General features: G+C 60.7%; 21 protein-coding genes and 1 pseudogene. 12 read left to right on the top strand and 10 right to left on the bottom strand.

Translation table 11 applies throughout. The features are described from left to right. Positions 1–3 precede the first annotated feature (3 nt). From CIT37_RS35875 to CIT37_RS35865, 3 genes are all read right to left on the bottom strand, one after another. The gene (locus CIT37_RS35875; RefSeq protein WP_028142020.1) at positions 4–468 is read right to left on the bottom strand and encodes a (2Fe-2S)-binding protein; all 465 of its coding nucleotides are present in this window, start codon (positions 466–468) and stop codon (positions 4–6) included. 632 nt (positions 469–1,100) lie between these two features. Further along, positions 1,101–2,525, bottom strand: coding sequence for a methyl-accepting chemotaxis protein (locus tag CIT37_RS35870; protein WP_095424703.1), 1,425 nt, complete (start codon positions 2,523–2,525; stop codon positions 1,101–1,103). 107 nt (positions 2,526–2,632) lie between these two features. Beyond that, positions 2,633–4,378 (bottom strand): methyl-accepting chemotaxis protein, encoded by a 1,746-nt coding sequence (locus CIT37_RS35865; protein ID WP_161966265.1) that lies wholly within the window; start codon positions 4,376–4,378, stop codon positions 2,633–2,635. A gap of 210 nt (positions 4,379–4,588) precedes the next feature. Here CIT37_RS35865 and CIT37_RS35860 point away from each other — a divergent pair, with 210 nt between their 5' ends. The 6 genes and pseudogenes from CIT37_RS35860 to CIT37_RS35835 all read left to right on the top strand — a co-directional run. After that, the gene (locus tag CIT37_RS35860; RefSeq protein ID WP_028142017.1) at positions 4,589–5,335 is read left to right on the top strand and encodes a YebC/PmpR family DNA-binding transcriptional regulator; all 747 of its coding nucleotides are present in this window, start codon (positions 4,589–4,591) and stop codon (positions 5,333–5,335) included. Between the two features lie 235 nt (positions 5,336–5,570). Continuing rightward, entirely contained in the window at positions 5,571–6,098 is a 528-nt protein-coding gene (ruvC, locus tag CIT37_RS35855; protein WP_092254529.1) for a crossover junction endodeoxyribonuclease RuvC, read from the top strand. Positions 6,099–6,240: 142 nt separating this feature from the next. Then, the gene (ruvA, locus tag CIT37_RS35850; protein WP_095424705.1) at positions 6,241–6,858 is read left to right on the top strand and encodes a Holliday junction branch migration protein RuvA; all 618 of its coding nucleotides are present in this window, start codon (positions 6,241–6,243) and stop codon (positions 6,856–6,858) included. A gap of 149 nt (positions 6,859–7,007) precedes the next feature. After that, on the top strand, positions 7,008–8,042 hold the full coding sequence (ruvB, locus tag CIT37_RS35845; protein ID WP_174719466.1) for a Holliday junction branch migration DNA helicase RuvB: 1,035 nt from the start codon (positions 7,008–7,010) through the stop codon (positions 8,040–8,042). 129 nt (positions 8,043–8,171) lie between these two features. Then, complete coding sequence (locus tag CIT37_RS35840) at positions 8,172–9,092, top strand: metallophosphoesterase (protein ID WP_095424707.1); 921 nt, start codon at positions 8,172–8,174, stop codon at positions 9,090–9,092. Between the two features lie 69 nt (positions 9,093–9,161). After that, positions 9,162–9,251, top strand: a pseudogene (locus CIT37_RS35835) (acyl-CoA thioester hydrolase); the annotation flags it as partial. Here CIT37_RS35835 and CIT37_RS35830 read toward each other — a convergent pair. From CIT37_RS35830 to CIT37_RS35805, 6 genes are all read right to left on the bottom strand, one after another. Continuing rightward, positions 9,224–10,927 (bottom strand): recombinase family protein, encoded by a 1,704-nt coding sequence (locus CIT37_RS35830; RefSeq protein WP_011084356.1) that lies wholly within the window; start codon positions 10,925–10,927, stop codon positions 9,224–9,226. The pseudogene CIT37_RS35835 and the gene CIT37_RS35830 overlap by 28 nt on opposite strands. 204 nt (positions 10,928–11,131) lie before the next feature. After that, entirely contained in the window at positions 11,132–11,638 is a 507-nt protein-coding gene (locus CIT37_RS35825; RefSeq protein WP_161966264.1) for a hypothetical protein, read from the bottom strand. 719 nt (positions 11,639–12,357) lie between these two features. Beyond that, positions 12,358–12,672: a hypothetical protein gene (locus CIT37_RS35820; RefSeq protein WP_014498135.1), complete on the bottom strand. Its 315-nt coding sequence runs from the start codon at positions 12,670–12,672 to the stop codon at positions 12,358–12,360. Between the two features lie 13 nt (positions 12,673–12,685). After that, positions 12,686–13,099 (bottom strand): hypothetical protein, encoded by a 414-nt coding sequence (locus CIT37_RS35815; protein ID WP_011084360.1) that lies wholly within the window; start codon positions 13,097–13,099, stop codon positions 12,686–12,688. A gap of 670 nt (positions 13,100–13,769) precedes the next feature. Continuing rightward, positions 13,770–14,822: an IS110 family RNA-guided transposase gene (locus CIT37_RS35810; protein ID WP_095424708.1), complete on the bottom strand. Its 1,053-nt coding sequence runs from the start codon at positions 14,820–14,822 to the stop codon at positions 13,770–13,772. 451 nt (positions 14,823–15,273) lie between these two features. Continuing rightward, the gene (locus CIT37_RS35805; RefSeq protein ID WP_131233107.1) at positions 15,274–15,477 is read right to left on the bottom strand and encodes a DUF6894 family protein; all 204 of its coding nucleotides are present in this window, start codon (positions 15,475–15,477) and stop codon (positions 15,274–15,276) included. A gap of 471 nt (positions 15,478–15,948) precedes the next feature. On the opposite strand from CIT37_RS35805, the gene CIT37_RS35800 reads away from it, so the two are divergent. From CIT37_RS35800 to CIT37_RS35790, 3 genes are all read left to right on the top strand, one after another. After that, on the top strand, positions 15,949–16,182 hold the full coding sequence (locus tag CIT37_RS35800; RefSeq protein WP_038971399.1) for a hypothetical protein: 234 nt from the start codon (positions 15,949–15,951) through the stop codon (positions 16,180–16,182). A gap of 209 nt (positions 16,183–16,391) precedes the next feature. Continuing rightward, entirely contained in the window at positions 16,392–16,550 is a 159-nt protein-coding gene (locus CIT37_RS35795) for a hypothetical protein (RefSeq protein ID WP_154694120.1), read from the top strand. A 64-nt stretch (positions 16,551–16,614) separates the two neighbouring features. Then, a complete protein-coding gene (locus tag CIT37_RS35790; RefSeq protein WP_028142010.1) occupies positions 16,615–16,914 on the top strand; it encodes a hypothetical protein in 300 nt (99 codons plus the stop codon). 694 nt (positions 16,915–17,608) lie between these two features. Here the strand turns inward: CIT37_RS35790 and CIT37_RS35785 are convergent. Next, the gene (locus tag CIT37_RS35785; RefSeq protein WP_074077659.1) at positions 17,609–17,788 is read right to left on the bottom strand and encodes a hypothetical protein; all 180 of its coding nucleotides are present in this window, start codon (positions 17,786–17,788) and stop codon (positions 17,609–17,611) included. A 1,632-nt stretch (positions 17,789–19,420) separates the two neighbouring features. Between CIT37_RS35785 and CIT37_RS35780 the strand changes: the two genes are divergently transcribed. From CIT37_RS35780 to CIT37_RS35770, 3 genes are all read left to right on the top strand, one after another. After that, on the top strand, positions 19,421–19,582 hold the full coding sequence (locus CIT37_RS35780; protein WP_011084366.1) for a Flp family type IVb pilin: 162 nt from the start codon (positions 19,421–19,423) through the stop codon (positions 19,580–19,582). A gap of 412 nt (positions 19,583–19,994) precedes the next feature. Further along, entirely contained in the window at positions 19,995–22,661 is a 2,667-nt protein-coding gene (locus tag CIT37_RS35775; RefSeq protein WP_244611328.1) for an EAL domain-containing protein, read from the top strand. Positions 22,662–22,800: 139 nt separating this feature from the next. Continuing rightward, positions 22,801–24,147, top strand: a complete 1,347-nt coding sequence (locus CIT37_RS35770) for an IS5-like element ISBj5_B family transposase (RefSeq protein WP_011084757.1) — start codon at positions 22,801–22,803, stop codon at positions 24,145–24,147. Positions 24,148–24,512 lie beyond the last annotated feature (365 nt).

Below are 24,512 nucleotides of genomic sequence, written 5' to 3'. Positions count from 1 at the left end.
ACCTCAGGACTGACGGCCGTTGGCGGCCTGCTTGACGGCCTCGCGGATGCGGACATAGGTGCCGCAGCGGCAGATGTTGCCGGCCATCGCAGCGTCGATGTCGGAATCGTCAGGATTGGGCGTAGCGGCCAGCAATGCGGCGGCCGACATGATCTGGCCGGACTGGCAATAGCCGCACTGGATCACTTCGAGGTCGAGCCAGGCCTTCTGCACTTTCGCGCCCGCAGGCGTGCTGCCGACATGTTCGATCGTGGTGATGGCGCGGTTCTCGACCGCGCTGACCGGCAGGACGCAGGAGCGCACGGCCTTGCCGTCGACATGCACCGTGCAGGCGCCGCATTGCGCGATGCCGCAGCCGAACTTGGTGCCGGTCATTCCGAGGATGTCGCGCAGCACCCACAGCAGCGGCATTTCAGGTGGCGCATCGAACGATTTCGTTTCGCCGTTGATGGTGAGAACAGTTGCCATATGCATCCCCTTGCTCGCTCGATCGCTTACGTCGATCTAGTCAGCCAATTCGCGCGCGACAATGAAGCGTCGCAATCTCCGGCAATGCATATTTGCGCTGCTGACGCGTCAGCCCATGACGTTCACGAATTTGTGCGGCGCTCGCTGCCAGCGTTTTGGGCTAATTGATATGATAATCGTCATGTTTTGATGCTTTTTCGGCGCGCGCGTCGTCGATCACCGCAGATTGTCGTGCGGATGCGCAAAATCATGCGATGACGAAAGTCGTGCGATTGGGAAAGTTTCGTGACCGGAGAGCCGCGCGACGGCGAACCTCGCCTGCGGCCCATCCTTCGAGACGCCCGCCTCCGGCGGGCCCTCAGGATGAGGACGGAGTCCGCGGCAGCAGTTTCAACGGACACCGATGCAGTGAAGCCTCATCCTGAGGAGACCGCGAAGCGGTCGTCTCGAAGGACGAGGCGCTTGCTCCGGCCTTGCCAAGCTCGGATGCCGAACTTCGGAATAATAGCATTGTGCCCTTGTTTTGCCCGACGAGTCAAAACGGGCCGGAGGCTGCCGGCGTAAGCTATTGATTTCGGACGCCCCGGCTACTGTGCATGGGGTTGTTTTTCAGATTTTTGACTGAGCGGCCCTCAGCTCTGCCGGAAACCCATCCGGAAGGCGCCCCAACGCTTGCCGCGGATCACGATCGGCGAGGACAGGTCCTTCATCAGCACGAACTGCCCGCCGCCCATGTCGCGGCGGTAGGTCTGGAGCAGGAACGGCTTGGTGTTCGCCGCGACCTTCTGGACCGCGCGATCGTTGAACAGGCGGCGGTTGCGGCAATTGGCGTTGTTCCAGACCGGGTCCTTGCCCTGCGGCAGGCGGTAGTTGGGGTTGTGGGTCGGCAGATAGCCGCCCTTGGCCCAGGCGACACAGAACACGATGCGGGGATCGGATTTCTGGATCGGATCCTGGATCGCGGGCAGCACGCGGTCGGTGAAGTCGACGTATTTGGTGAGGTATTGCTTTGGATCGGAGCCGGGAATCTCGCGATACGTCTCGTCCATGAGCTGGTCGAGCGTGATGTCGCCGCGATCGATCGCGGCCTCGAATTCGGTCGAGATCCGCTTCGCGGTCTCGACGACGATTCGGATCAGCGGCGCGTCCGATGTCTCCACGCCGCTGTCGGCGATCAGTGCGATCAGGCCTTCGGAGGTGTCGAGCAGCTTTGTCACGCGCTGATCGGCGCTCTTGAGATCGCGCGAGGAGAGGTCGACGCCCTTGGCGAGTTCGTTCAGCTCGCTGATGACGGTGTCGCAATGTCCGAGATTGGAGGTTGCCGCGCGCGTAACGCTGCCGATCTCCGCCTCCACGGAGGCGAAGCCCTGCTGAACCCGCGAGATGATACCGGAGATCTGCTGGGCGCCTTCGCCGGCGGTCTTGGCGCGCTGCGAGGCGTCGCTGCTCTCGCCGATCAGGCCTTCGATCTGGCCGTCGAGATCGCGCACGGTGTCGGAGATCTGGTGCGTGGCCTGGCGGGTGGCTTCCGCGAGGTTCTTCACCTCGCTTGCCACCACGGCAAAACCGCGACCGGCATTGCCGGCGCGGGCGGCTTCGATGGTTGCGTTCAGCGCCAGCAGATTGGTCTGCTTCGCGATCGCCTCGATCGAGCCGGAGACTTTCGCGACCTGCGCCAGCGCCGAGCCGACGGCACTGAGGCGCGCCTCGATGCGCTCCACCGCCGCGACGAGCTCGGAGATGTGGTTGACCGCGGTGTCGACGGCGCTGCGCGATTGCGCGATCTCGCCAACCGCCGCGGACGTGGTGGTTTGCACGGCCTGCGATGCATTGGCGATATCGTGGTTGGCCGAGACCATCGTCTCGGCGGTCTCCTGGAGATGGTGGAACCGTTCCGACTGGTTTGCGACGCGGTTTGCGACTTCCTGGACGTTGCCGGCGATATCGGCGAGTTCCACGCCGAGGCCGCCGATGCGGTCGGCAAGCTGATCGATCAGCCGCTCAGCGAGCGTCCGGTTGGATCCGGTGTCCAATACTGCAAGTTGTGCGAAGGACATTTACGGGCTTTCTCCAGGCGGAGCCGTTCATCGGCTCACCGCGGCATTCCCATTCCAATTTCGACTTTAGAGGATGATTCGCGCGCGGCGTCTTGCCTGAGCGTGCACTAGAGCTTGTAGGCCGTGCGAAATCCGCCCCAGTGTCGGCCCTGCACGCGGATCGGAACGTCGATCTCGCGCATCATCACCGTATTCCCATTGCCCATGTCGCGCGCATAGCTCTGCACCAGGTACGAGCGCAGGTTGCGTGCGGCCGCCAACCCCGCCGGATCGTTGAATATCCTGCGGTTGCGACTATTGGCTGTGTTCCAGGCGACATCGCCCGGCCGCTGCGGGTGCGAATAGATCTTGTTGTGCACCGGCAGGAAGCCGTTGCGGTCGACCATGGCGCAGAACGCCAAGCGCTGGTCCTTGGCCAGAAAGACCTCCTGGAACGGCGGCAGCGCGCGGTCGGCCCAGTCGAGATATTTCGTGCGGTATTGCTGCGGATTGGTCCCGGCGATTTCGGCGTAGTCGGTGTCGAACAGGTCGTCGATCCCAACTTCGCCGCGGGCAACGGCCTGCTCGAAGATCTGGGTCAGCGCGTTGCCCGCTTCCATGGCGCGGGTGACGAACTCCGTGTTCTCTTCGTGGATCGCCCAGAGCCTGTCCTCGATCTTCTCGCGGAGCTCGGCATTGGGGCTGGCGAATTGCGCGCGTACACCGGCCTTGGATTGCTCGACCACGCGCAGGCGGCAGGCGCCGACGGCTTCGAGGGTGCCTTCGATCATCGCTTGCGGTGCAAGCCGGCCTGCATCCGCGCCGCCGATCAGCACGCCGTCCATCGAGATTTCATAGACCGGCATCACGCCGCGCGGGCTCTCGAACTTGAGATGGCAGGGCAGCCGCTCGGTCTTGCGGCGGTCGTCGTGCTCGCTCTGGCGGAGCAGCACGGCGCAGCGCGATTTCAGCTTCTGTGCGAAGGTGGTGACGGCCTTGCCGGCACTGGCGACGTTCTCGCCGTGGCTCTCGGCGGCCTTGGTCGCGGCATCGATCTCGGCTGCGCTCTCGCCGACCGAGACGATGAACTCCGAGGCGCTGGCGGCGTTGCCGGAGACTTCGCTGGTGGTGGCGTTCTGTTCGGCGACCGCGCCGTTGACGGTCTCGAAGACCGGGCGGATCGCCTCGATCGCCTGCGAGATGCGGTGCACGGCATCCGCAGAGCCGGCGGCGTCGCGCTGCAGTGCGTCGATCTTCTTGGTGATCTCTTCCGTCGCGCCTTGCGTCTGCACCGCGAGGGCCTTGACCTCGGTTGCGACGACCGCAAAGCCTTTTCCGGCAGCGCCTGCGCGTGCGGCCTCGATCGTCGAGTTGAGCGCGAGCAGCGTCGTCTGCCGCGCGATCTGCGCGATCAGGTTGACGACATTGCCGATGGCGGCGGAGGATTCGCGCAAGCGATCGACATTGGCGCGGGCTTCCTGCGCCGCGGCGCTGGCCTCGTCGGCGAGCTTGCCGGCCTCGCGAACCTGCGCTCCGATCCCCAGCGCCGACTGGGTGAATTTGTCGGCGGCATGGGCGAAGGTCGAGGCGGTTGATTGCGCGGCATTGGTCCGGCCGGTCAGGGCGTCGGTGCGGTCGCGGATGGCGGCAAGCGTCGATGCGGTCGCTTCGGCGCCGCCCGCCACCGAATTGGCGGCGCGCTCGAGCTGGCGGATCATCGCGCCGAGCTCGAGTTCCAGCAATTCCAGGATCTCCCGCGCCGAATCACCTTCGGCTGGGGCGGGCTCGGACTGGGCCACCGGCGGCGCGGGTTCTGCGGCTGCCACCGGCGCGGCCATATCCGGCAGACGCTTCCGAAATAGTCCGAATGCCATCAGGTCTCTCTTGTCGGGGGACGCTCGGAGGTTATTTTCGCAGGCTGGAATGAAGTCAGGGTTAACGATGCCTCACCTCTAGGCAGGGGGCTGTACGGGGTTACCTTAAAGTATCCGAGACCCTTTCATTCCGGTGGGTTGGCGGCCTATAAGGCCGCGTTTCCCACCCTCATTGGCGTACGCTTCCAAGAGACCCCCGAGAGACCACGCATGGCCGGACATTCCCAATTCAAGAACATCATGCACCGCAAGGGGCGGCAGGATGCCCAGAAGTCGAAGCTGTTCGGCAAGCTGGCGCGGGAAATCACCGTCGCGGCCAAGCTGGGCACGCCCGACCCCAACATGAACCCCCGCCTGCGCGCCGCCATCATCGCGGCGCGCCAGGAGAACATGCCGAAGGACAATATCGAGCGCGCCGTCAAGAAGGCGCTCGGCAATGAGGGCGAGAACTATGACGAGATCCGCTACGAGGGCTATGGCCCCGGCGGCGTCGCCGTCATCGTCGAGGCGCTGACCGACAACCGCAACCGCGCCGCCTCCGACATCCGCTCCTTCTTCACCAAGTCGGGCGGCAATCTCGGCGAAACCGGCTCGGTGTCCTTCATGTTCGATCGCACCGGAATCATCGAATACGACCGCAGCGTGGCCTCCGACGACGCCATGCTCGATGCGGCGATCGAGGCCGGCGCCGACGATGTCGTCTCCGGCGAAGCCGGTCACGAGATCTACGCCTCGACCGAAGGCTATCGCGACGTCGCCAAGGCGCTGGAGGCCAAGTTCGGCGAGCCGCGCAAGGCCGCGCTGATCTGGAAACCGCAGAACACGGTCGCGGTCGACGACGAGACCGGCGAGAAGCTGCTCAAGCTGATGGATCTGCTGAACGAGCACGACGACGTCCAGCACGTCTACGCCAATTTCGAGGTGTCGGACGCGCTGGTCGCGAAGATGGGCGGCTGAAGTTCACCGTGTCCCGGACGCGCTGCAGCGTCCCCGGCGATGCGAAGCATCGTCCGGTGCGCTGCTGCGCAGAGCCGGGACCCATCGTTCTCTAAGCATCGGTGGCAAACTGGGCCCCGGTTCAGCGCCGCACCGCTTTGCGCTGCGTCGCGCCCGGGGCACCAGACGCCACTTCCCCTGTTACTTCCGTTCTGTTTCTGTTTCCCCCACGGCAGCCAGCCGCTATCACTGACCCATGACTGCGCTCCCGATTCGTGGCCCCGTTCGCATCATCGGCATCGACCCTGGCCTCCGCCGCACCGGCTGGGGCGTGATCGAGGCTGAGGGCAATCGCCTGATCTACGTCGCCTGCGGTTCGGTGGAACCGCCGGACGATTTGCCGCTGGCGCGCCGGCTGCTCGCGATCCACGAGGGGCTCGCGGCCGTGCTCTCGAACCATCAGCCGATGGAAGCCGCGGTCGAGCAGACCTTCGTCAACAAGGACGGCGTTGCGACGCTGAAGCTCGGCCAGGCCCGCGGCGTCGCCATGCTGGCGCCCGCGATGTTCGGTATCTCTGTCGCCGAATACGCGCCGAACCAGGTCAAGAAGACCGTGGTCGGCGCCGGCCATGCCGACAAGCAACAGATCGCAATGATGCTGAAGATATTGCTGCCCAAGGCCGAGCCGCCGTCCGCCGACGCCGCCGACGCGCTCGCCATCGCCATCACCCACGCTCATCACCGCCAGAGCACCGCGCTCAGGCTGAAGGTGGCGGGGTTATGATGGGCAAGCGTACATCACCGTCGTCATGCCCGGCCTTGTGCCGGGCATCCACGTTCTTTCTTTCCGATGTTAAAGACGTGGATGGCCGGGACAAGCCCGGCCATGACGAAAGAGGAGTTCTTGCCGCGACCGAGGTCTCGAGATGATCGGCAAGCTCAAGGGCCTGATCGATTCCTACGGCGAGGATTATGTGCTCCTCGACGTCGGCGGCGTCGGCTATCAGGTGCATTGCTCGGCGCGTACACTGCAGCATCTGCCCTCGCCGGGAGAGGCTGCCGTGCTGTCGATCGAGACCTATGTCCGCGAGGACCAGATAAAACTGTTCGGCTTCCGCACCGACCAGGAGCGGGAATGGTTTCGCCTGCTCCAGACCGTGCAGGGCGTCGGCGCCAAGGTCGCGCTCGCCGTGCTCGGCACGCTGGCGCCGTTCGATCTCGCCAACGCCATCGCGCTGCGCGACAAGGCCGCGGTGGCGCGCACGCCCGGGGTCGGCCCCAAGGTCGCCGAGCGCATCGTTACCGAATTAAAGGACAAGGCGCCGGCTTTCGCCAATGTCGATCCGGCTGTGGTGCATCTTGCCGGCGCCGTCGACGACCAGCGGGCACCGCGCCCGGTGGCGGATGCGATCTCCGCGCTGGTCAATCTCGGCTATGGTCAGCCGCAAGCGGCCGCCGCCATTGCATCCGCGTCGCGCAGCGCGGGCGAGAACGCCGAGACGGCGCAACTCATTCGCCTCGGCCTGAAGGAACTGGCGAAGTGAGCGCGGCAATGGTCGGTCTCGTAGGGTGGGCAAAGCGCAGCGTGCCCACCATCTTTCAACCGATCGGAGACATGGTGGGCACGGCGCGAAGCGCGCCTTTGCCCACCCTACGAGGAGTTCGCTGAGTGAGCGATCCCAAGGCCAACCGCATGGTCTCGCCCGAGCGCCGCAGCGACGATGTCGGCGACACCGCGCTGCGCCCGCAGTCGCTGTCCGATTTCGTCGGCCAGCAGCAGGCGCGCAAGAACCTCTCGATCTTCATCGAGGCGGCGCGCAAGCGCGGCGAGGCGCTGGATCACGTCCTGTTCGTAGGTCCCCCGGGCCTGGGCAAGACCACGCTGGCGCAGATCGTGGCCAAGGAGCTCGGCGTCGGCTTTCGTGCCACGTCGGGTCCCGTCATCGCCAAGGCCGGCGATCTCGCAGCTCTACTCACCAATCTCGAAGAGCGCGACGTGCTCTTCATCGACGAGATCCACCGCCTGAGCCCGGCGGTGGAAGAGGTGCTCTATCCCGCGATGGAGGACTTTCAGCTCGACCTCATCATCGGCGAGGGCCCGGCGGCGCGCTCGGTGAAGATCGAGCTGTCGAAATTCACCCTGGTCGGCGCCACCACGCGCGCCGGCCTGCTCACCAATCCGTTGCGCGATCGTTTCGGCATTCCGGTGCGGCTCAACTTCTACACCATCGAGGAACTCGAAAGCATCGTCACCCGCGGGGCACGGGTGCTCAATGTCGGCATGAGCGCGGACGGCGCCAACGAGATCGCGCGCCGCGCTCGCGGCACGCCGCGTATCGCCGGCCGCCTGCTCCGCCGCGTGCGCGATTTCGCCTCGGCGGCCGATGCCGACAAGATCGACCGCAAGATCGCCGACCACGCCCTGAGCGCGCTCGAGGTCGATGCCGCGGGCCTCGACGCGATGGACCGTCGCTACCTCACGACCATCGCGATGAACTATGGCGGCGGCCCGGTCGGGGTCGAGACCATGGCTGCTGCACTGTCTGAACCGCGCGATGCGATCGAGGACATCATCGAGCCCTATCTGATCCAGTGCGGCTATCTCCAGCGCACCCCGCGCGGCCGTCTGCTCACCTCGCATACCTTCCGCCATCTCGGCATCGCCGAGCCCTCGCGCGATGCGGCGGCACAATTCGGCCTGTTCGGCACGGACGAGAGCGACGACTGAGCTGCGCCAATGCAGCGCGCTCCTTCTATCATGAATTTCTGGTAATCTCGTGCAGACGTTCTGCACGAACGCACCCCAATTCCGCTCCAATCGGACCGCATCAACAAGGCGCATTACGATCGGGTCTTCATGATCACGCGCCGTCATCTCATCCGTTCCATCGGCGGTCTGTCCGCCCTCGGCGTCTCGACCGCCGCCTATGGCGTCGGCATCGAGCCGGTGCTGCGGCTCCGCGTCACCCGCTATCATCCGACGCCGCGGCAATGGCCGGCGGATCTTCCGCTGAAGATCGCCGCCATCGCCGATATTCATGCCTGCGATCCCTGGATGTCGCTGGAGCGGATCGAGTCGATCGTCGACCGCACCAACGCGCTGAAGGCCGACCTCGTCGTGCTGCTCGGCGACTATGTCGCCGGCGTGCACCAGGTCACGCGCCTCATCCCGTCGCGCGAATGGGCGAGGGTGCTGGCCCGCCTGAAGGCGCCGCTCGGCGTCCATGCCGTGATGGGCAACCACGATTATTGGGACGACAGGACGGTGCAGCAGGCAGGGTATGGGCCGACGATCGCCCATCGCGCGCTGGAGACGGCCGGCATCCCCGTCTACGAGAATGACGTGGTGCGCCTCACCAAGGACGGCCGCCCGTTCTGGCTTGCGGGGCTCGGCGATCAGCTGGCCTTCCTGCCGGCGCGGCGCTTCCGCAGCATCGGCCGCTTCGGCGCCGACGATCTTAACGCCACGCTGGCGAAGGTCACCGACGATGCGCCGGTCATCCTGCTCGCGCACGAGCCCAACATCGCGCCGCTCGTACCCGGGCGCGTCGCGCTGCAACTGTCCGGTCATACCCATGGCGGCCAGGTTCGCCTGCTTGGCTGGTCGCCGGCGGTTTCGCCCAAGAACGGCCTGCGCCTCGCCTATGGCCACTTCCGGCTGAAATGCGACCTCATTGTCTCCGGTGGCCTCGGTTGCAGCATCATGCCGATCCGCGTCGGCGTGCCGCCCGAGATCGTCGAGGTGACGCTGGGAAGGACAGGGCTCGCCGTGTCCTAGCTGCGCTTGCGCGTCCGGCCGTTTTTGCGCAAAACGGGGCGGTTAGCGACAAGCGAAGAGGCTCGCGACGTGACAGCTCATCTCGACGGCGAGATCCGCGACGGCCGCCACCACATGCAGGTCCGCGTCTATTACGAGGACACGGATTTCTCTGACTTGACGTTATCATAGTAGACGAACGCACTGATCTCTCTCGTCTTGCGTCGATTTTCGGGGAAAAGATTCATGCTAGAAAGGGAAGCGCTGTTCAGGTACGGAGTATATTCGTAGGGCATCCGCTTGCGAACCGGATGCACTACGATGCTGTCGATCAAGTTGCGAAAGGCGACGCGGGTTTCGATGGCCTTCGGATTAATCCTCAGCGCGGTGACCAGTCTCTTGGCCTCCGAATGATATCGGTCACCGAACTTTGGATGGTCGAACGGGATCACGTTTTCGCTGCCACTACCCAGCAGCCGCAAGCGCTCCTTAACGGTTTCCCGTTCCACATCGCACTCATCGATCCGCTTGAGCAACTCATCCGGCTTGCGACGGCTGTTTGCGATGGCATATGACAAGCGTTCGATCTCAGTGGTCAACGTACGGAGTCTACGCTCTAAATTTGCGTGTTCGCTGTTCTTTTTCCGATCGTTCTTACGCTCCTCCTTCCAAGCACGCATCGCCTCTTCAATCGCTTTGGGCGAAAGCAATTTTAATTCCATTTTGCTTGAGACATCCTCAAGTAGCACGTCCATGTCAAAGCTCCGAGTGTGCTCACACGTGCCTCGTTGATGCGCATTGGCGCATGCGGCGCGCGGAGCGCCATTCCTGGAGGATTGAGCGATTCGCATATTCCCGTTGCAGACACCACACCGGAGGACCCCAGCAAGTGGGTGCTCATTATTGCGCGGGATCACAGGACGGCGCCGCGGCTTGCCCGTCGGTCCGAACATATGGATGGCGCGGCCGCTGCGAACCTTCTGCGCCCTGTCCCAAAGCACTTGCGGAACAATCCGCAACTCGGGCTTCTTGACAATGATGTGCCGGTCGTCCGGATTGCGGCGTTTCTGTTTCTTCTGCGTTTCCGGGTTCAGAATTGTTGATCGAACGTTCCAATGTATTTCGCCGATATACAGCTCGTTGCCGATAATGCCGCGACCGTGGCGACCGCCAGTTATGCACTGATGATTCCAGGTCGTGCGACCAGCCTTGTTCTTGTGACGGGTGGCGCCAGGCGAGGGCAAGCCTTGGCGCGTGAGATCGGCCGCAATATCTCGGGTTGAACGCCCCGATACATATTCGGTGAAGATGCGGACCACGATCTTCGCTTCGTTCTCATCGATCACGCGCTCACCGGGCGCGCCCGGCCTTGGCCGGTAACCGTAAGCGTATGAGCCAGGAATTCTTCCACTAGCGACAGCATTATCATGGCCACGCCGAACCTTGTCGGCGAGCTGCGGCTTATAAATCGTGTTGTAGAGACTTGCGATGCTGATGTCGGTGGCAGTCGCGTAAACGCCTTTCTGATCCATCAGCTCAACGCCATTGAACTCGAAAACTTGCTTGAGACGCTGGATGGTTGCGGGATCGCGCGACAGGCGATCGAAATGCTCAACGATCACAACATCAAAATCATGGTTTCGCACGCCATTGAGCAATTGCTGATAGCCGTCCCTCGCATTTTCGGTTAGGCCAGACTTCGCGGCATCAACAAATGCACCGATGACATCTAGGTCGTTGCGTGCCGCGATCTTCCGGCAGAGCAATAGCTGACCGTCAATCGAGGTCGCCTTTTGCATGTCGCTCGAATAGCGGGCGTATAACACGGCCCTCTTTTTTATTGGCCTCGTCATCATGCCCTTCCTCCTTTTGGCTGCTCCAAACCGTCGTTTTCGTCTCGTGCAATCTGCCGTCCGATGGCGCGCGCCAGCTCAAGCCAAACTTCCTCATTGTCAGGATTATCCCAACCCTGAGGGTGGGAAGGATCAAGCGGTCGGATGATCGCCTTCTGCCTCCGAGGCGATCGGATTCGAGTACGCATATGGACCGACCGGCAAACGTTAACGTAAATTGTCGCCCAGCGCGATAGCTGGGCTGTGATCACTTGCGGCGCCTGCTTCTGTTATTCGGAGCGTCGATCGCGCCGGCAGACACCCCCCGCTGATTTCACAATTTTCGTCGGCGTGGTGTTCAGGTTCAGATCGTCCTTCAACCACATCTTTCGTCAGCCTTGGCCGTGCGCCGACAGAAATCACAGAAGGTCCACACTTGACGTTTGCCTCTGGAGTGCTCACGGAAGTCTCGATCTGAGTAATTGTGGGTCCAATCATGTTGACCGCTGCAGCGGTCAATGAAAATGAGAGTTTTCTGGTGTCGCGGTGCTCCACATCGGGCGTTTGCGCATTCCTGCGATACCGGTCGTAGGCGAGAGAATTCTTGCCAAACAAGGCGGAGTAAAAAAACTTGCGCCTGACGGCGACGAAAGTCCGATGCCCGTGTCCATATTTAGCGGTGCAGTTATCCGCTCCGTCTGATGCCAGCGGTTGCCGCAGACGAGACGGCTTCATTGATCAGTGAAATCCGGCGGTCGGCCGACAAATCGTGGCGCACGACGCTAGATGCGGTTGTCCTGATCTGAGTATACGCACGGAGGAATTGCTGAGACGCCGCCTGTTTTAGCCACTACCTTCGACGCTTGGGGAGATATGGAAGACCACAAGGGAGGCCTTCTTCGGCCGGTGCCGCAAAATGCGGTGGAGTCTGAAAAGACAATCTTTTTGCAGGAGCCCATCCAATCGCGAAAATTTTCCACGAACCGGCCTCGCAAGCGCTGATCTTCACCGTGGAAACGCGTCTGATGGGCGATGCGGCGGCTTGTTGCTCCCGGTGGATTGCGTTGCTTCAATCCTTGTCGTCTCCGAGGAAGCGCAGGTCAGCAGATAATCGTTCGCCGCCTTCTGATCGTCGCCCGAACCAAGGAGCCGATTGGCCGCCGGCAGGGCACTCACAGCGGTGAGCGAGTAAGCAGTACCTGCTCCCCATTGTCCCCCACGTCCTCTATACAAGCCTTATTGCCGGCCTGGTCGGCGTGTTCTACTGGGGTCTCCCCGGACTCTGACACCATTGATTGGTGTGCTGTTCCCGGAAGTGGTGCGAGTGACTGTCTTCGTCGCCTCCGCCATCACGGGCGTCCTGACGCTGCGAGTTGAACCGACTAACGGGTAGTGTCTCAGTTTGAAATTTAGCGAGACTTTGTCGGGGGCGCGGATGAAAAAGAGGAACTTTCTCAGTGACCGTCAATCTCGCGCATGAGCAGGTAGCGCCGTAGCACTGCCGCCGCCTCCTGCTCTGAGACTCCGCTCGTTTGCTTGCTGGGCTGGCCGTCGATGATCGGCGAGTAGGCTGCCGCCTGCCGTATGACCGCGTGAAGGTGCCGCATCTCGTCATCGGTCATGCGCCGGTTGAAGTAGAAGCAAAGCGTCTTCTCGCTTTCGGCATCGCGGCCAGCGGCGGGGCAGCGCAGCGGCTCCTGTTTCGCGCCGCTGACAAGCCGCAGCGCGGGCCCGGGGTGCGGTGTTCCGGTCTTGGGGGTGTCGGACACGGGACGATCTCTCTCAACGTGTGGGTGAGGCTACGGGCGGAGTTTTGGGCAGGCGGCAGGCGCGCTTCTCCGCATCCACGGCGATCGCCGAGAGCGTTTCGTTCTGATCAATGAGAAGAGAGATCGCCTTCGTCGCCCAGTCCTCGTAGGTCAGGGTGCCGGTTTCCCACAAGAAGACAAGCGCGCGGGCGACCGCGTTATGGCGGGATAGTTCCTGCAGCTTGCAGAAAAGCTCGGCGTTCATTTGTACGGGCATGATCTTCTCTTCGTCAGTGTCGGGGTTTTCAGTCGACACTAGTCCAAGCAATGCCGGCTCGAGTCTGTCGGCGCGATCTTTCGTGATCTCACGTTCGGCACGCGACACGCGCTCACCGAGTTCGCCGAGGGCTTTTCGCTGCCTAGCGAGCTGCTTCTGCAGATACGCCATGCTGATCTATGCTCGCTCTGCTTTGTCATCGCGGGCGATCCTGCGTCAGTCGTCGGTGTGTGAGCCGAGTACGCGGAGCCGGAGCATCCCCTTCGTTTCTGCCATCGTTTCGGGGCATTTAACACCGCAACCGGTTCCATAATCGGCGCCGATGGGCCACCTTTTGCCGTCTTTCTGCACGATCGGCGGAGGGTTAATAAACCCGGGTGGCGCTCACCCCTCATCTGGCGGTCCTTGCAGTTTTTCCAGTTGCGCCGGGTCCCAACGAAATCCCTTCAGGCGATAGGGCGGCGCGCGCGGGATTTCGGAGGCACAATGGTGGACCCAGTAGCTGCAACTCTCTGGTGCTTTTCGTGGTCTGTTTCAAAAACCGCTTGCATCTCGCGGGGCGTCCACAGATGGGTTCGCGGCCTTCTGTAATGGGCCCGATGATGTCAAGCCTCCCGAGTGAACGTCTCGTCGCCCAGCTCATGCTTCTGTTCGTGGTCGACGCCTGGCCGCCACATCATGCTGTCAGAGGGAGCGGTGAGCCTATCTAGATACGCGTGGTTCGTCGGACGACGGCCACTGGGCGTGTAACGGCTTCACCGCATCCACCGTCCCGGCGACGGGACTTCGGGCACCGGGCTTCAGTTCATCCCGGTTGCGTTCTTGATCTCCTCCACGTCTTCTATGCTGCGATTGAGCCCGCTTCGGCCCATCGGTAAGTCGTGCCATCGACCCAGATCCGATGCAGGATCACTGCGAGCTTGCGTGCCAGGGCGACCTTTGCGCGCTTTGAGCCTCTCCGCTTAGCGACGTCCATCCCCCAGCGTTTGAGTTTTGAGAACCGCGTGATGCGCGATAGCAGAACGTTGGCGGCTTCATACAAGGCCGTCCGCACCGTCTCATCGCCGGCCAGCGTGATTCCGCCCGTGACGTCCTTTTCTCCCGATTGATATTTCTTTGGCGTGAGCCCGAACAGCGCGCCTGCTGCCTTTGACTTTACAATGCGATGAGGATCATCAATCGCCGATTTGTAGGTGATGGCCACCAGGGGACCAACGCCTGGTACTGTCATAAGCTGGCGGCAGACTGCATCATCACGCGCAATTGCCAGCACAGCCTTGTGTAGTCTTCCGTATTCTGCCTTCAGGGCCGATCGTGCCGAAAGCATCGCACCAGCAATGCGCTCCAATGTCGCCTGGCCTGCAACCAACTCTCGAATCCGCGCTTCGAAATTCCTTCGCGTCACCGGGCCGACCTTCAGACCGAAGCCGCGCAAAATCCCTCGGATACTTAATTCTACATCGATCAGCCGCCCGAGAAGCTGTTTGCGTGCGATCAGGAGTGCCCGGATCTCTTGCGCATCAACCGACTTTGCGTGTACCTGCCGAAACCATCCCATCCGGATCAACTGGGCGATCCCGCGGGCATCCTTGCGATCCGTCTTGACCGTCATTGCAGATAATGCGGCCTTCACGTGCCGCGTTTCCAGCAGAACTGTTTCAAATCCTGCACCTTTCAGGCCTGCATGCAGCCATTGCGACAGCGGCCCAGCCTCCAGCCCGATCCGCTTCACTGCAAAGCCGAGCGTCTCAAAAAACTCAACTAAGGCGTCGGGTTCGCTTGCGACCTTCGCTTCCTTCAGGATCTTACCCTGGGCGTCCACAACACACACGCTCGACAGTTCCAATGACACGTCGATTCCGGCATAATTTCCACGGCTGTCCTCCGTCTCCAGATGCTTGGGGCCGACTCAAGTCGTGACCCCGTTTCATCATCTATCGGGGGACAGCCACCATCATGACCCCTTGCTCGAAGCAGGGCCCATTACGGCATCTAGTTCTACTTGGTGGGAAACAGGCTCTCCACGATTCGAAAGTCAGAAAGTTATTCGTCACGCAATCGCGCGAGACATCGGCACGACCACGCCGTCCGCAGCGCGCTTGCCATCGCAGAACGCGGCCCAATCAGCCATCATCGTGCGCCGCTGCGACCGCGCCGATATAGGTCTTGATGGACATGGTGCAATCGGGGTTCTTCGAAATCGTGCCTGACGGTGGCGTTGCAGGCAAGTCTAACTAGGGAAAACGAGCCCTCCCTCAATCGGCTCGGTGGTCCCACAACTCGGGGCGGCTGCCCCGGCAGATGATACGTCAGTAGTGGCCGAGACGTCTGATTTGGAAGCGCTGTCACACGCTTACGTAATAGGCCTCACCTCGGTCCCTGCGTGTAACGACCACGCAGGTTGTACCCCGCAGCAGAGGTTGAGCACTCGCCAGATCTTTTGCTAAGCGTTCTGCCGCACGGAAGGCTTGCAGCTCGTCTTCGAATGCTAACCCGCCGGGGTCGTCGACATTCTGCTTGCCTGCCAGATTAAAGTAGAAACGGGCCATTCGTTCGCTTCGTTGCCCCACGGGAATAATGATAGTATTGGGCAATTAAGCAGAAGTTCTCTGATGTAGGGCCTCATGATGCCGAAATTCTGCGAATGATTGGCAAAATGCGAAGCGCTTCCGTGCGTGGGCTTTGGAACGGATTGAGCCCGCACGAATTGCTGCCGACGCCGAGAACGCCTCGTTCTATGGTCCAGAGATGCAGTGCTATTTGTTCTGCTCGGCTGCGCTGGCCGAAACCGCTGCAAAGCGGATGCTGCGTCCTATCGGCTGGCGAAGGCTGTCTGCCAAGACGTCACCACATTTCATGGCACAGAGCGAGATACGTTATCGATCGGATTCCACGGGGCGCGACAACACGGCCGGACCCAAGCTGATTGAGCAGAAAGACGGCGGATCACAACCATCAAACGCTGCTAAGCGTCATGGTTGCAATGCTAAAGTGCCTCGCCGACCGGCTGGGGGAACAACGTGGTTAAGGCAATTCGCAACACCGTCATGGCACTTACTTTTGTCGGCGTCGCCGGCAGCAACATGTTTTGGAATTTCATGAATGATTATAACGCCTGCGGCCTTGCGCTGGCGGCTTCAGTCACCGCCGGCTTTTGCGTTGAGCGCGTCTTCATCGAGCGGTCCCGTCGCGAGATGATCCGCCTCCACGGCGCGGACTGGCATTCGGCGGAGGACCGACAACCCGGCGCATGAACGCCACTCCTCGCACGCTCGTCATCTTCATCATTGGATTCTTCGCATTCGATCCCAGGGACCTGCCCTGATGACAAAGCCGTCCCAGCCATTCCGGATCGCTCGCGTCGAGCGGCTAGTGGAGCTGCTTGAGGCAGACTACAGAATGGCAGTTGATCCGAATACCAGTGAGAGCAACACGAAATCGGAGGCGTCCGATCCGGAGGTGCTTGATTGCCAAGTGCTACCCGGTCCTGATCCAGGAGGATGCGAGCAGGCGCCTTCGTTGCGAACCCTACGGCATGGAGGTCTCGACCAAGGCGGTCGGCACGCCCGAGGAAGCGATAACGATCTGGAACGGCGACCGCCACAAGCTGACCCCGACGTAATCGAGCTACGCAATGACCAAGGGGCCGCGCTTGGCTAGAGCTGGTTTGTGCAGCAGCGCCAGGAGTGGATTCGGAAACCTTGCGCGTGTTCGGCTTCATCAACCGCGAGCACAAAGTCAAAATCTCGACGCCGCAGGGCTCGAGCGACGTGCAGTTGTTTCAGCGGCGGCGTTCGGGCGTGATATATTTCAGCACTTCCGCCAAGCGCTACCAGCCGGTGATCGAGTTTGCCTCCGGCATCGAGCCGGTGCAGCTGAGAAGGAGAGACGACCGTCAAGGCGCCGCGTTCGTCGAGACAGTTGGCCGTCAGGGCGATGTGGACGGACTGCAAGTGATCCTTGGTCTTGGGCATGAGGAGCAGTGATAAGCGCTTCCTCCTTGGGCCACGTGACCTGGTTATCCACGCCGATCTGGAGAGGTGGGAGCCGTTGCGGACGCAGAGTGTTTCCGGCAACACTCCTGCTCGGCTTCCTCGGGGGCGTACTCTGAGGCGTCGCCGTCAAGCAGCGCGAAAAAGCGCGCGGGCAGCTCACATTCCCGAGCCAGCCGGCGAAAGTACTCTTGAGTAAACGACATTTCGCCCAATGCCGGCCCGCCCATCCGGTTGCGGTCAGGATCGAAATCCACTTCGCGCCCCATTGAGAGGAGCGAGACAGCTTCCCTTGGTACAAAATAGGCGCGCCGCTTTTCTCCGTTGCGGTGGTAGACTAGGCCTGCACCAATGGGCCTCACAACTCGCCGGCGCGGCGACGGCATTGCTTGCTGGCGTTGCCGTCGCAAATGCGAGCCACTGCTCTCGCAAGAATGTGCTCGGCACGTCGCGCGTGATCGCTGTCGATGCGAAGGAATATCCACGCGTCGGGCGACGCGCGATACGCCAAGCTCGATGCCGGTCTGAACCCTCAAAGTTCCGGCTATAAAATAGCAGCCTCGCCCCTATGGAGATAGGGGCGAGGCTGCTCCCTGCCCCCGGCGGGAGCCGCGCTGCAAAGAACAGCGCGCTACGGCGCAACGTTCGTTTCCCTCGGGGGCTGGTCGTTCGGTGGGCCGACAGAGACTCACGCGCGTTCCGATTTTCGGTCCTCGGCGGCTCTTACGACGTTGCGCAACGCAATTTCAGAAAGGCGAATAACCAGCTGTTTGAGACGAGCAATCTGTTGCTTGCAGTGCTCCAGTTCGAGCTGTTCGTCCGTCATCACAGATACTTCATGGCGATTTCCGTTGTCGTCATGATTCATATCGAACCTTTTCCGAGCAAGTGAGTACGAACGAAGAGTTTCCCTGTGCTCGCCAACCATTAATAGTCAAATCAGGGCGGCGGCGACAAACACAGCACGGGACGTACGAACGATCCCGTTACTCGCCCGAGCGTGTTGCTTCGGCCACAGATTTGAACGTTATGTACAAAATATCGTCCGCTCGGCTATGACTCTCGTGCTTTACGCAGCGGTCGCATCGCATTCTCCCCCATTAGAAGCTCGGAATCGCGCCCATGCCCCTTTTCAGGATATTGAATGAGACCTATTGCAAAATGCCTCGACACCGGAACTCTACTTTAACGCTGTACTGCGCCGAATTCGCATGCGGGATGCTATCAAGGCCTCTATCGCTTTGGTGCTTCCATCTCGGAGGGGGCGGGCACTTCCAAGCCCGGCGCAGCAGAACCTTGAAAACGTATTGATCAAATCTAGAAACTTATTGGGCGTCAGTTGCGATCGCAAACGCGACCGTCATTAACGAGAGGTGTGTGGGGTGTGCATCGAGATTGTTTGTTCCTGAATAGTGGCGAAGCTCCGCTTGACGATTATTCTCGAGCTTTCGAGCGAGCAGTACCTAATTATTCTAACACTGTGAGCGCGCTCGCCGAGCTGCGCTCGATTGAAACCCGGAGGCGCCATTCAACCCAGCCCAGCGCTTAAGTATTCATTACATTGGCCTCGGATTCTTGCGCTTGCAGCTAGCTTGATCAGTGGGTCGGCATAGTTTGCTGATCTGGAGGCTTGTTTGACATTCGGCAGTTGGCGCGAGTGGCAGCGGGGCAAACGGTCGACTGTCAGGCAACATCGGCAACCGTTCAGACGGGCGCCTTCCTGCCGATAACAGAGACGCAACTGCGCAGCAGGCCGAAACCACAAAAATGGTCGATCGCTTAGCCCTTCTCGCGACGGTACTGATCACTCCATCAAAGCTGGTCTCGATCTGTAAAGACGGAGTGGCAGATTGGGGAAGCACTTGTCGGATCGATGTAGCCAAGCTGAGAAACGTTGTCGCGATTGCGGAAGCTGGCGATAAGAGAAGTTCACTTCCTCGATGAAGTCGACGCTTCGGCGACCAACATGTGCCATCATAAAGCGGATCGCAGCTCTGACAAGATTTCCCCAGCTTTCCACGGCAGCAGTTCAACGAGGACGGTTGATCGAGTGTTCCGTCAACCATGCGGGGGTGACGGGTCATGCAGGTAGGCGGAGCCCAAACCCTAGCGTGCAGGTTTATGGCCACTGCCGAACTATCCCGAACCGTTCTCCAGGAGATATTGTGAGAGCACACGATGATCCCGATACTCTGCGGGAAATCCTTAGAAGGCCAGCAGGGGGCCTATCCTCGACCGGGCATCCGACCGCGCGGCCGTGTTCGGCGCGATACTCCTCGGGCGAGATGTCGATCGCCAACGCCGAGATCGCCACCTGCACCCGCCTGAGACTAGTAACTGGACGACGAGAGGTTCACCGCGACTTTGCAAAGTGTGCGCGTATTTGTACGTTCCGTACAAAGTTTTGGCGCCACACCAAACGGATTCTCGAATGAGATTCTGCCGGCTTTAACAAATTGCCGGTAAATCCCGAGCGTTAGATCTTAGAAGGGCACGCACCGTGAAAACGCTAGTACACTTTTTACGCGATGAGTCCGGGGCTACTGCCATAGAATATGGGCTGATAGCGGCGGGTATTTCGCTTGCAATCATCGCGGTCGTGAATGGGCTAGGCACTAAACTCAATACGAAATTCGCTTCGATCAGCAGCTCTCTGAAATAATCAAAAGCCGCCTCCCTTGGCGGCCTCTTCTCTCCACCGCATGTGCAAGAACGGCTCTAGTCAGAGGCGAGCTAGTCCTCTGAATTCGGCGGAACTTGAGAATCGGTGCGGCGAGGGGGTGAACGGATCGTCTCGATGCTGCTGCTCGGAAATTCTTGTTTTAGCGAAAGACACCTGGATGAGTCTTTTGGTCGTCGGCAGATTTGCCAATCAATCGAAAGTGGTCCTTGAGGCATTTCAGTCCGTGACGGCCTGTTTCTCCCGCTTTGTCTCGGCTCGAGGGTCGATCCGAATTGCAATCTTGTGCTTTTGTCTTGCGATGAGCGCGATCGCAGTGAGCCTCGGAGGGTATTCCGTCCTTGGTATCCGGCACGCAGGCGACCTGGTTGCGCGGACTTTCGATGAGTCCTTGATGTCGATCAACTACGCACGTGCGGCTGGTGCCGATTTTGCCGCGATGCGCGTGGCATCTTCACACGTCACAAGGCAGCCGTCGGCCCGTCCTCGACTAGATGATGAAATCGACAAGCTGGCGAAGACGCTTTCGGAAGATGTCACTATTGCAGCTGAAAGGTCGCAATCAGCGCGAGCTGCGAAGGCAGCCGCCAAAGCTAAAGAAGCTGCAAACGCCTGGGTCGCGATTCATCGCCGTCGCTTTCAAGCTGATGGCACCGGGAATAATGAAGCGAGCGCTCGGGAAATCGACGACGTTGACCAGCTCTCAAACGTCGTAAATCAGCAGATTGAATTGCTGGTGAACTATACGGCCGGGGATGGTTTTCTATTCCGTCAGCGAGCCCTTGCCGCGATCAAACGGGATCTGCAACTGAATGTGGTGGCGCTGACCGTTGCGCTCCTTCTGTCCGGGCTTTTTTCGTGGTTGCTGGCACGGCGGATTATCGGGCCTGTCGCCATTGCGTCGAAAGCGGCAAGGAGTATTGCCGATGGCGACTTGAACGCGGACATTCCCAGAGGCAGCAGTGACGAGTTGGGTTCGCTACTCGCGGCCATGAGGAAGATGCGGGACAACATCAGGAAGATGGTCGACCGAGAGGTGGCGCAACGTCGCTCCGCGCAAGCGCGGCTTTCCGATGCGCTTGAAAATTCTCGAGAAGGCATCGTGCTCCTGGACGCGAGCGGACAGATAGCATTGGTCAATTCCCGAGCCAGCGAATTCATCGGCTGCTCTTCGCAGCTTGTTCATCCGGATCCTTTTCGAGTAGAGCAGGTGCCAAGCGATGAATCAACCGGAGCCGAAATCACGCAACGAAAGGTGTCTCGCGACGTCGAAGGATCGGCGAGCGAAGCCCGACTCCCAGATGGACGGTGGCTGCGAGTTAGCCGCAGTCCGACCCAAGAGGGGGGTGTTATCCTCGTTTATAGCGATATCACCAGCTTGAAGCGTCAGGAAGCCGAGTTGCATGCGACGAATCTGAGACTGGATGCGGCGCTGTCACACATGTCTCAGGGCCTCTGCCTCTACGATAGCGAGGCACGGCTGCAGGTCGTAAACCGACGCTTCTGTGAGATCTTTGATCTTTCGCCTGAGCTCGTTGCTCCGGGCATGACTTTCGAGGAAGTGGGTCTGAGTGTTGCGGCTGGAAGTCATGGCGGCCAGACGGTACCCGATCTGCTGGCGGAGCGGGAGAAAATTTTGCCTCGCCACGAGAGCGGCAACTACCTCCAGCGCCTTAACGACGGACGCGTCATCTCTATTGGCCATCGCTCCACTTCTGATGGCGGCTTACTCGTCAGTTGCGAAGATGTGACCGAACAACAGAGAGCCCAATCTCAGATTACCTTCATGGCGCGGCATGATGATCTGACCCGACTACCTAACCGCACATTGTTCGCCGAGCGCATTGAACACGCCGTCGCGGAGGCCGGCCGGGGTTCCGGCTTTGCGGTGTTCTGCCTGGATCTGGATAATTTCAAACAGATCAATGACACCTTGGGCCACCCGGTGGGTGATGGGTTGCTTTGCGCGGTCGCCGACCGACTGAGCGCGTGTGTCCGCGAGATTGATACCGTCGCCCGGTTGGGGGGCGATGAGTTTGCGATCATACAATCTGATGTCCAAAACGCTGCAGACGCCGAACGTCTCGCCCGCCGCGTGGTGGAATGTATCGGAGCTCCTTATGAGCTAAATGGGCATCGCGTTATCGTCGGGTGCAGCGTCGGAATTGCGCTCGCGCCCGGTGACGGCATGACACGGGAAATGCTCCTGAAAAATGCGGACATGGCCTTGTACCGATCCAAGGCCGGGGGCACGGGAACATGGCGGTTTTTCGAGCCGGCGATGGACGCAAGTTTGCAGAGCCGCCGCGCGCTCGAACTCGATCTTCGCGAGGCCATGGACAAGGACGAGTTCACTCTGTTCTATCAACCCATTTATGACCTGCGGATGGACCGGATCAGCGGCTTCGAAGCATTATTGCGCTGGCCTCATCCGAAGCGTGGCCTGGTGCCACCCGACCAATTTATTCCCATTGCAGAAGACATCGGTCTCATCACTCCACTGGGTGAGTGGGTTCTCAACCGCGCCTGCGAGCAGGCGGCCGGTTGGCCGAGCGAGCTCAAGATTGCCGTCAATGTCTCGGCGACTCAGATTCGGGATCCAAGATTTGCAGAGGTTATCGCCAACGCGCTTGATGCTTCAACGCTGGCCCCGCACCGGCTCGAATTGGAAATCACGGAGTCTGTTCTCCTTGGAAACAGCGCCGAGACGGTTGCAACACTGCACAAGCTGAAGGCGCAGGGGCTGAGCATCGCCTTAGATGATTTTGGTACTGGATACTCCTCGCTGAGCTATCTGCGCAGCTTCCCCTTTGACAAGCTCAAGATCGATCAGTCATTCGTCCGTGATGCAACAGCGACAAATGGATCTAAATTAATCGTAAGAGCCATTACCAGCCTTGGAAAAAGCCTTGGCATAACAATAACGGCGGAGGGGGTCGAGACGATTGAACAGTTGGATCAAATAAGGGCGGAAGGGTGCAACGAGGCGCAGGGATTCCTATTCAGCCGCCCGGTCCCTGCTACCGAGATAGTCGTCCGTGAAGAAGGACTAAGCCACTGATCGGGAATCTCGATTTGGGCTAAGGGGCATTTCCAGATTGCAAGGTTTTGATGCTTTGGGCGTCAGAACCTTGCGATTTGGTTTTCGTGGATTCCCTCGAAGCGGGAAGCATGATTCCTTGTCTGCATCGGAGGGAACGATGCGGCCGAAGAAGCACAAGACGACGGGATCGAACGATCTGTTCCGGGCTCGGCTCGACCAGATCATCAATATGAAGCACGAGCTGGTTCTGCTCGCCGGCAAGGTCGATTGGGACTGGATCGACGGCGAGATCGCGCCGCTCTACAGCGAGAACGGCAGGCCCGGGATCGAGACGCGCTTCATGATCGGTCTGCTGTTGCTCAAGCACATTTACGGGCTGTCCGATGAGGAGGTGTGCGAGCGCTGGGTCCATGACCCATACTTCCAGTTCTTCACCGGGGAAGAGTTCTTTCAGCACACGTTCCCGCACGAGCGCTCGGACCTGAGCCATTGGCGCAAGCGGCTTGGCGACAAGCTGGAGTTGCTGCTGGCCGAGAGCTTGCGGGTAGCGCACGAGGCCGGTGCATTACGCAGCCAGGACCTCAAGCGGGTTACGGTCGACACCACGGTGCAGCCGAAGGCCATCACCTTTCCGACCGATGCCAAGCTGCTGCATGCGGCCATCAAGGGGCTCAACCGCCTGGCGATCAGGCACGGCGTCAGGCTGCGGCAATCCTATGCTCGCATCGCCAAGGCCGCCGCGATGATGGCCGGCCGCTACGCCCATGCCAAACAGTTCAGGCGGCATCAGCGGCAGTTGCGTATCCTGCGTAGCCGGCTGGGCCGGATCATCCGCGACATCCGCCGCAAGATCGAAGGCCAGCCAGCACTGGAGCAGGCGTTCGCCCTCCCGCTCGGCCGGGCCACGCAGATCCGCTCGCAGCAGCAGCGCCAGCGCGGCTGGAAGCTCTATTCCTTCCATGCCCCGGAAGTGGAGTGCATCGGCAAGGGCAAGGCCAGCGCGCCTTACGAGTTCGGCGTGAAGGCCTCCATCGTCACCAACAACCGCCGGGCTCCCGGTGGCCTGTTCGTGCTGCACGCCAGCGCACTGCCCGACAACCCCTACGACGGTCACACCTTGCGGGACGTCATTGACCGCACCGAGACACTCACCGGCTGTCCGATCGAGCGGGCCTATGTCGACAAGGGATACCGCGGCCACGACGCACAAAATCCCCGTCGCGTCTTCATCTCCGGCCAGAAGCGCGGCGTTTTCGGTGTCATCAAGCGCGAGCTGCGCCGCCGCTCCGCCATCGAGCCCATCATCGGACACCTGAAGGCGGAAGGCCACCTCGGGCGCTGCTACCTCAAAGGCCGCGCCGGCGATGCCGCCAACGTCGTCCTCTCAGCCGTCGGACACAACTTCCGCCGCATCCTCGCCTGGCTGAGATATCTCTTGTGCCTGTTCCTGGCCCAGCTATGGCGCACGCTCGCCCGGCCAGCCTCGATCAATCCGGCTTCTTAACGGACGACGAGATAGCATCAACGATCCTGAATCTGAGAGGCGGCCTCGCGAGACGTCATTTAAGCGGTGCGATGACCGGCTAAGACGAACCAGGACTTTCCTGAGTGTTGTTCGGTCCTGAGTTCGCTCTCGCCGTTGGGTTTCAATGCGTTCAGGATCCACATGGTGCGTCGACATGTTAGCAACCGAGCCACAAAGGTTCCGATCGTCGGGCGCGCCGCAGCTCCTGCCTACGGTTTTGTTGAGCGCTCTGAAATGAAACTCATCGAGGGCTTCCATTATAATGTCACACGGGCCCACTTCATCAATTGTTGGCGCGCCCCAGTCATGGAGGCGCAAGGGTTCTCTGAAGGAGATTTCGATTA

The organism is Bradyrhizobium ottawaense (assembly GCF_002278135.3).
GTDB lineage: Bacteria > Pseudomonadota > Alphaproteobacteria > Rhizobiales > Xanthobacteraceae > Bradyrhizobium > Bradyrhizobium ottawaense.
The sequence above is the reverse complement of the archived record's forward strand: the minus strand, read 5'-3'. Positions and strand labels throughout refer to the sequence as shown.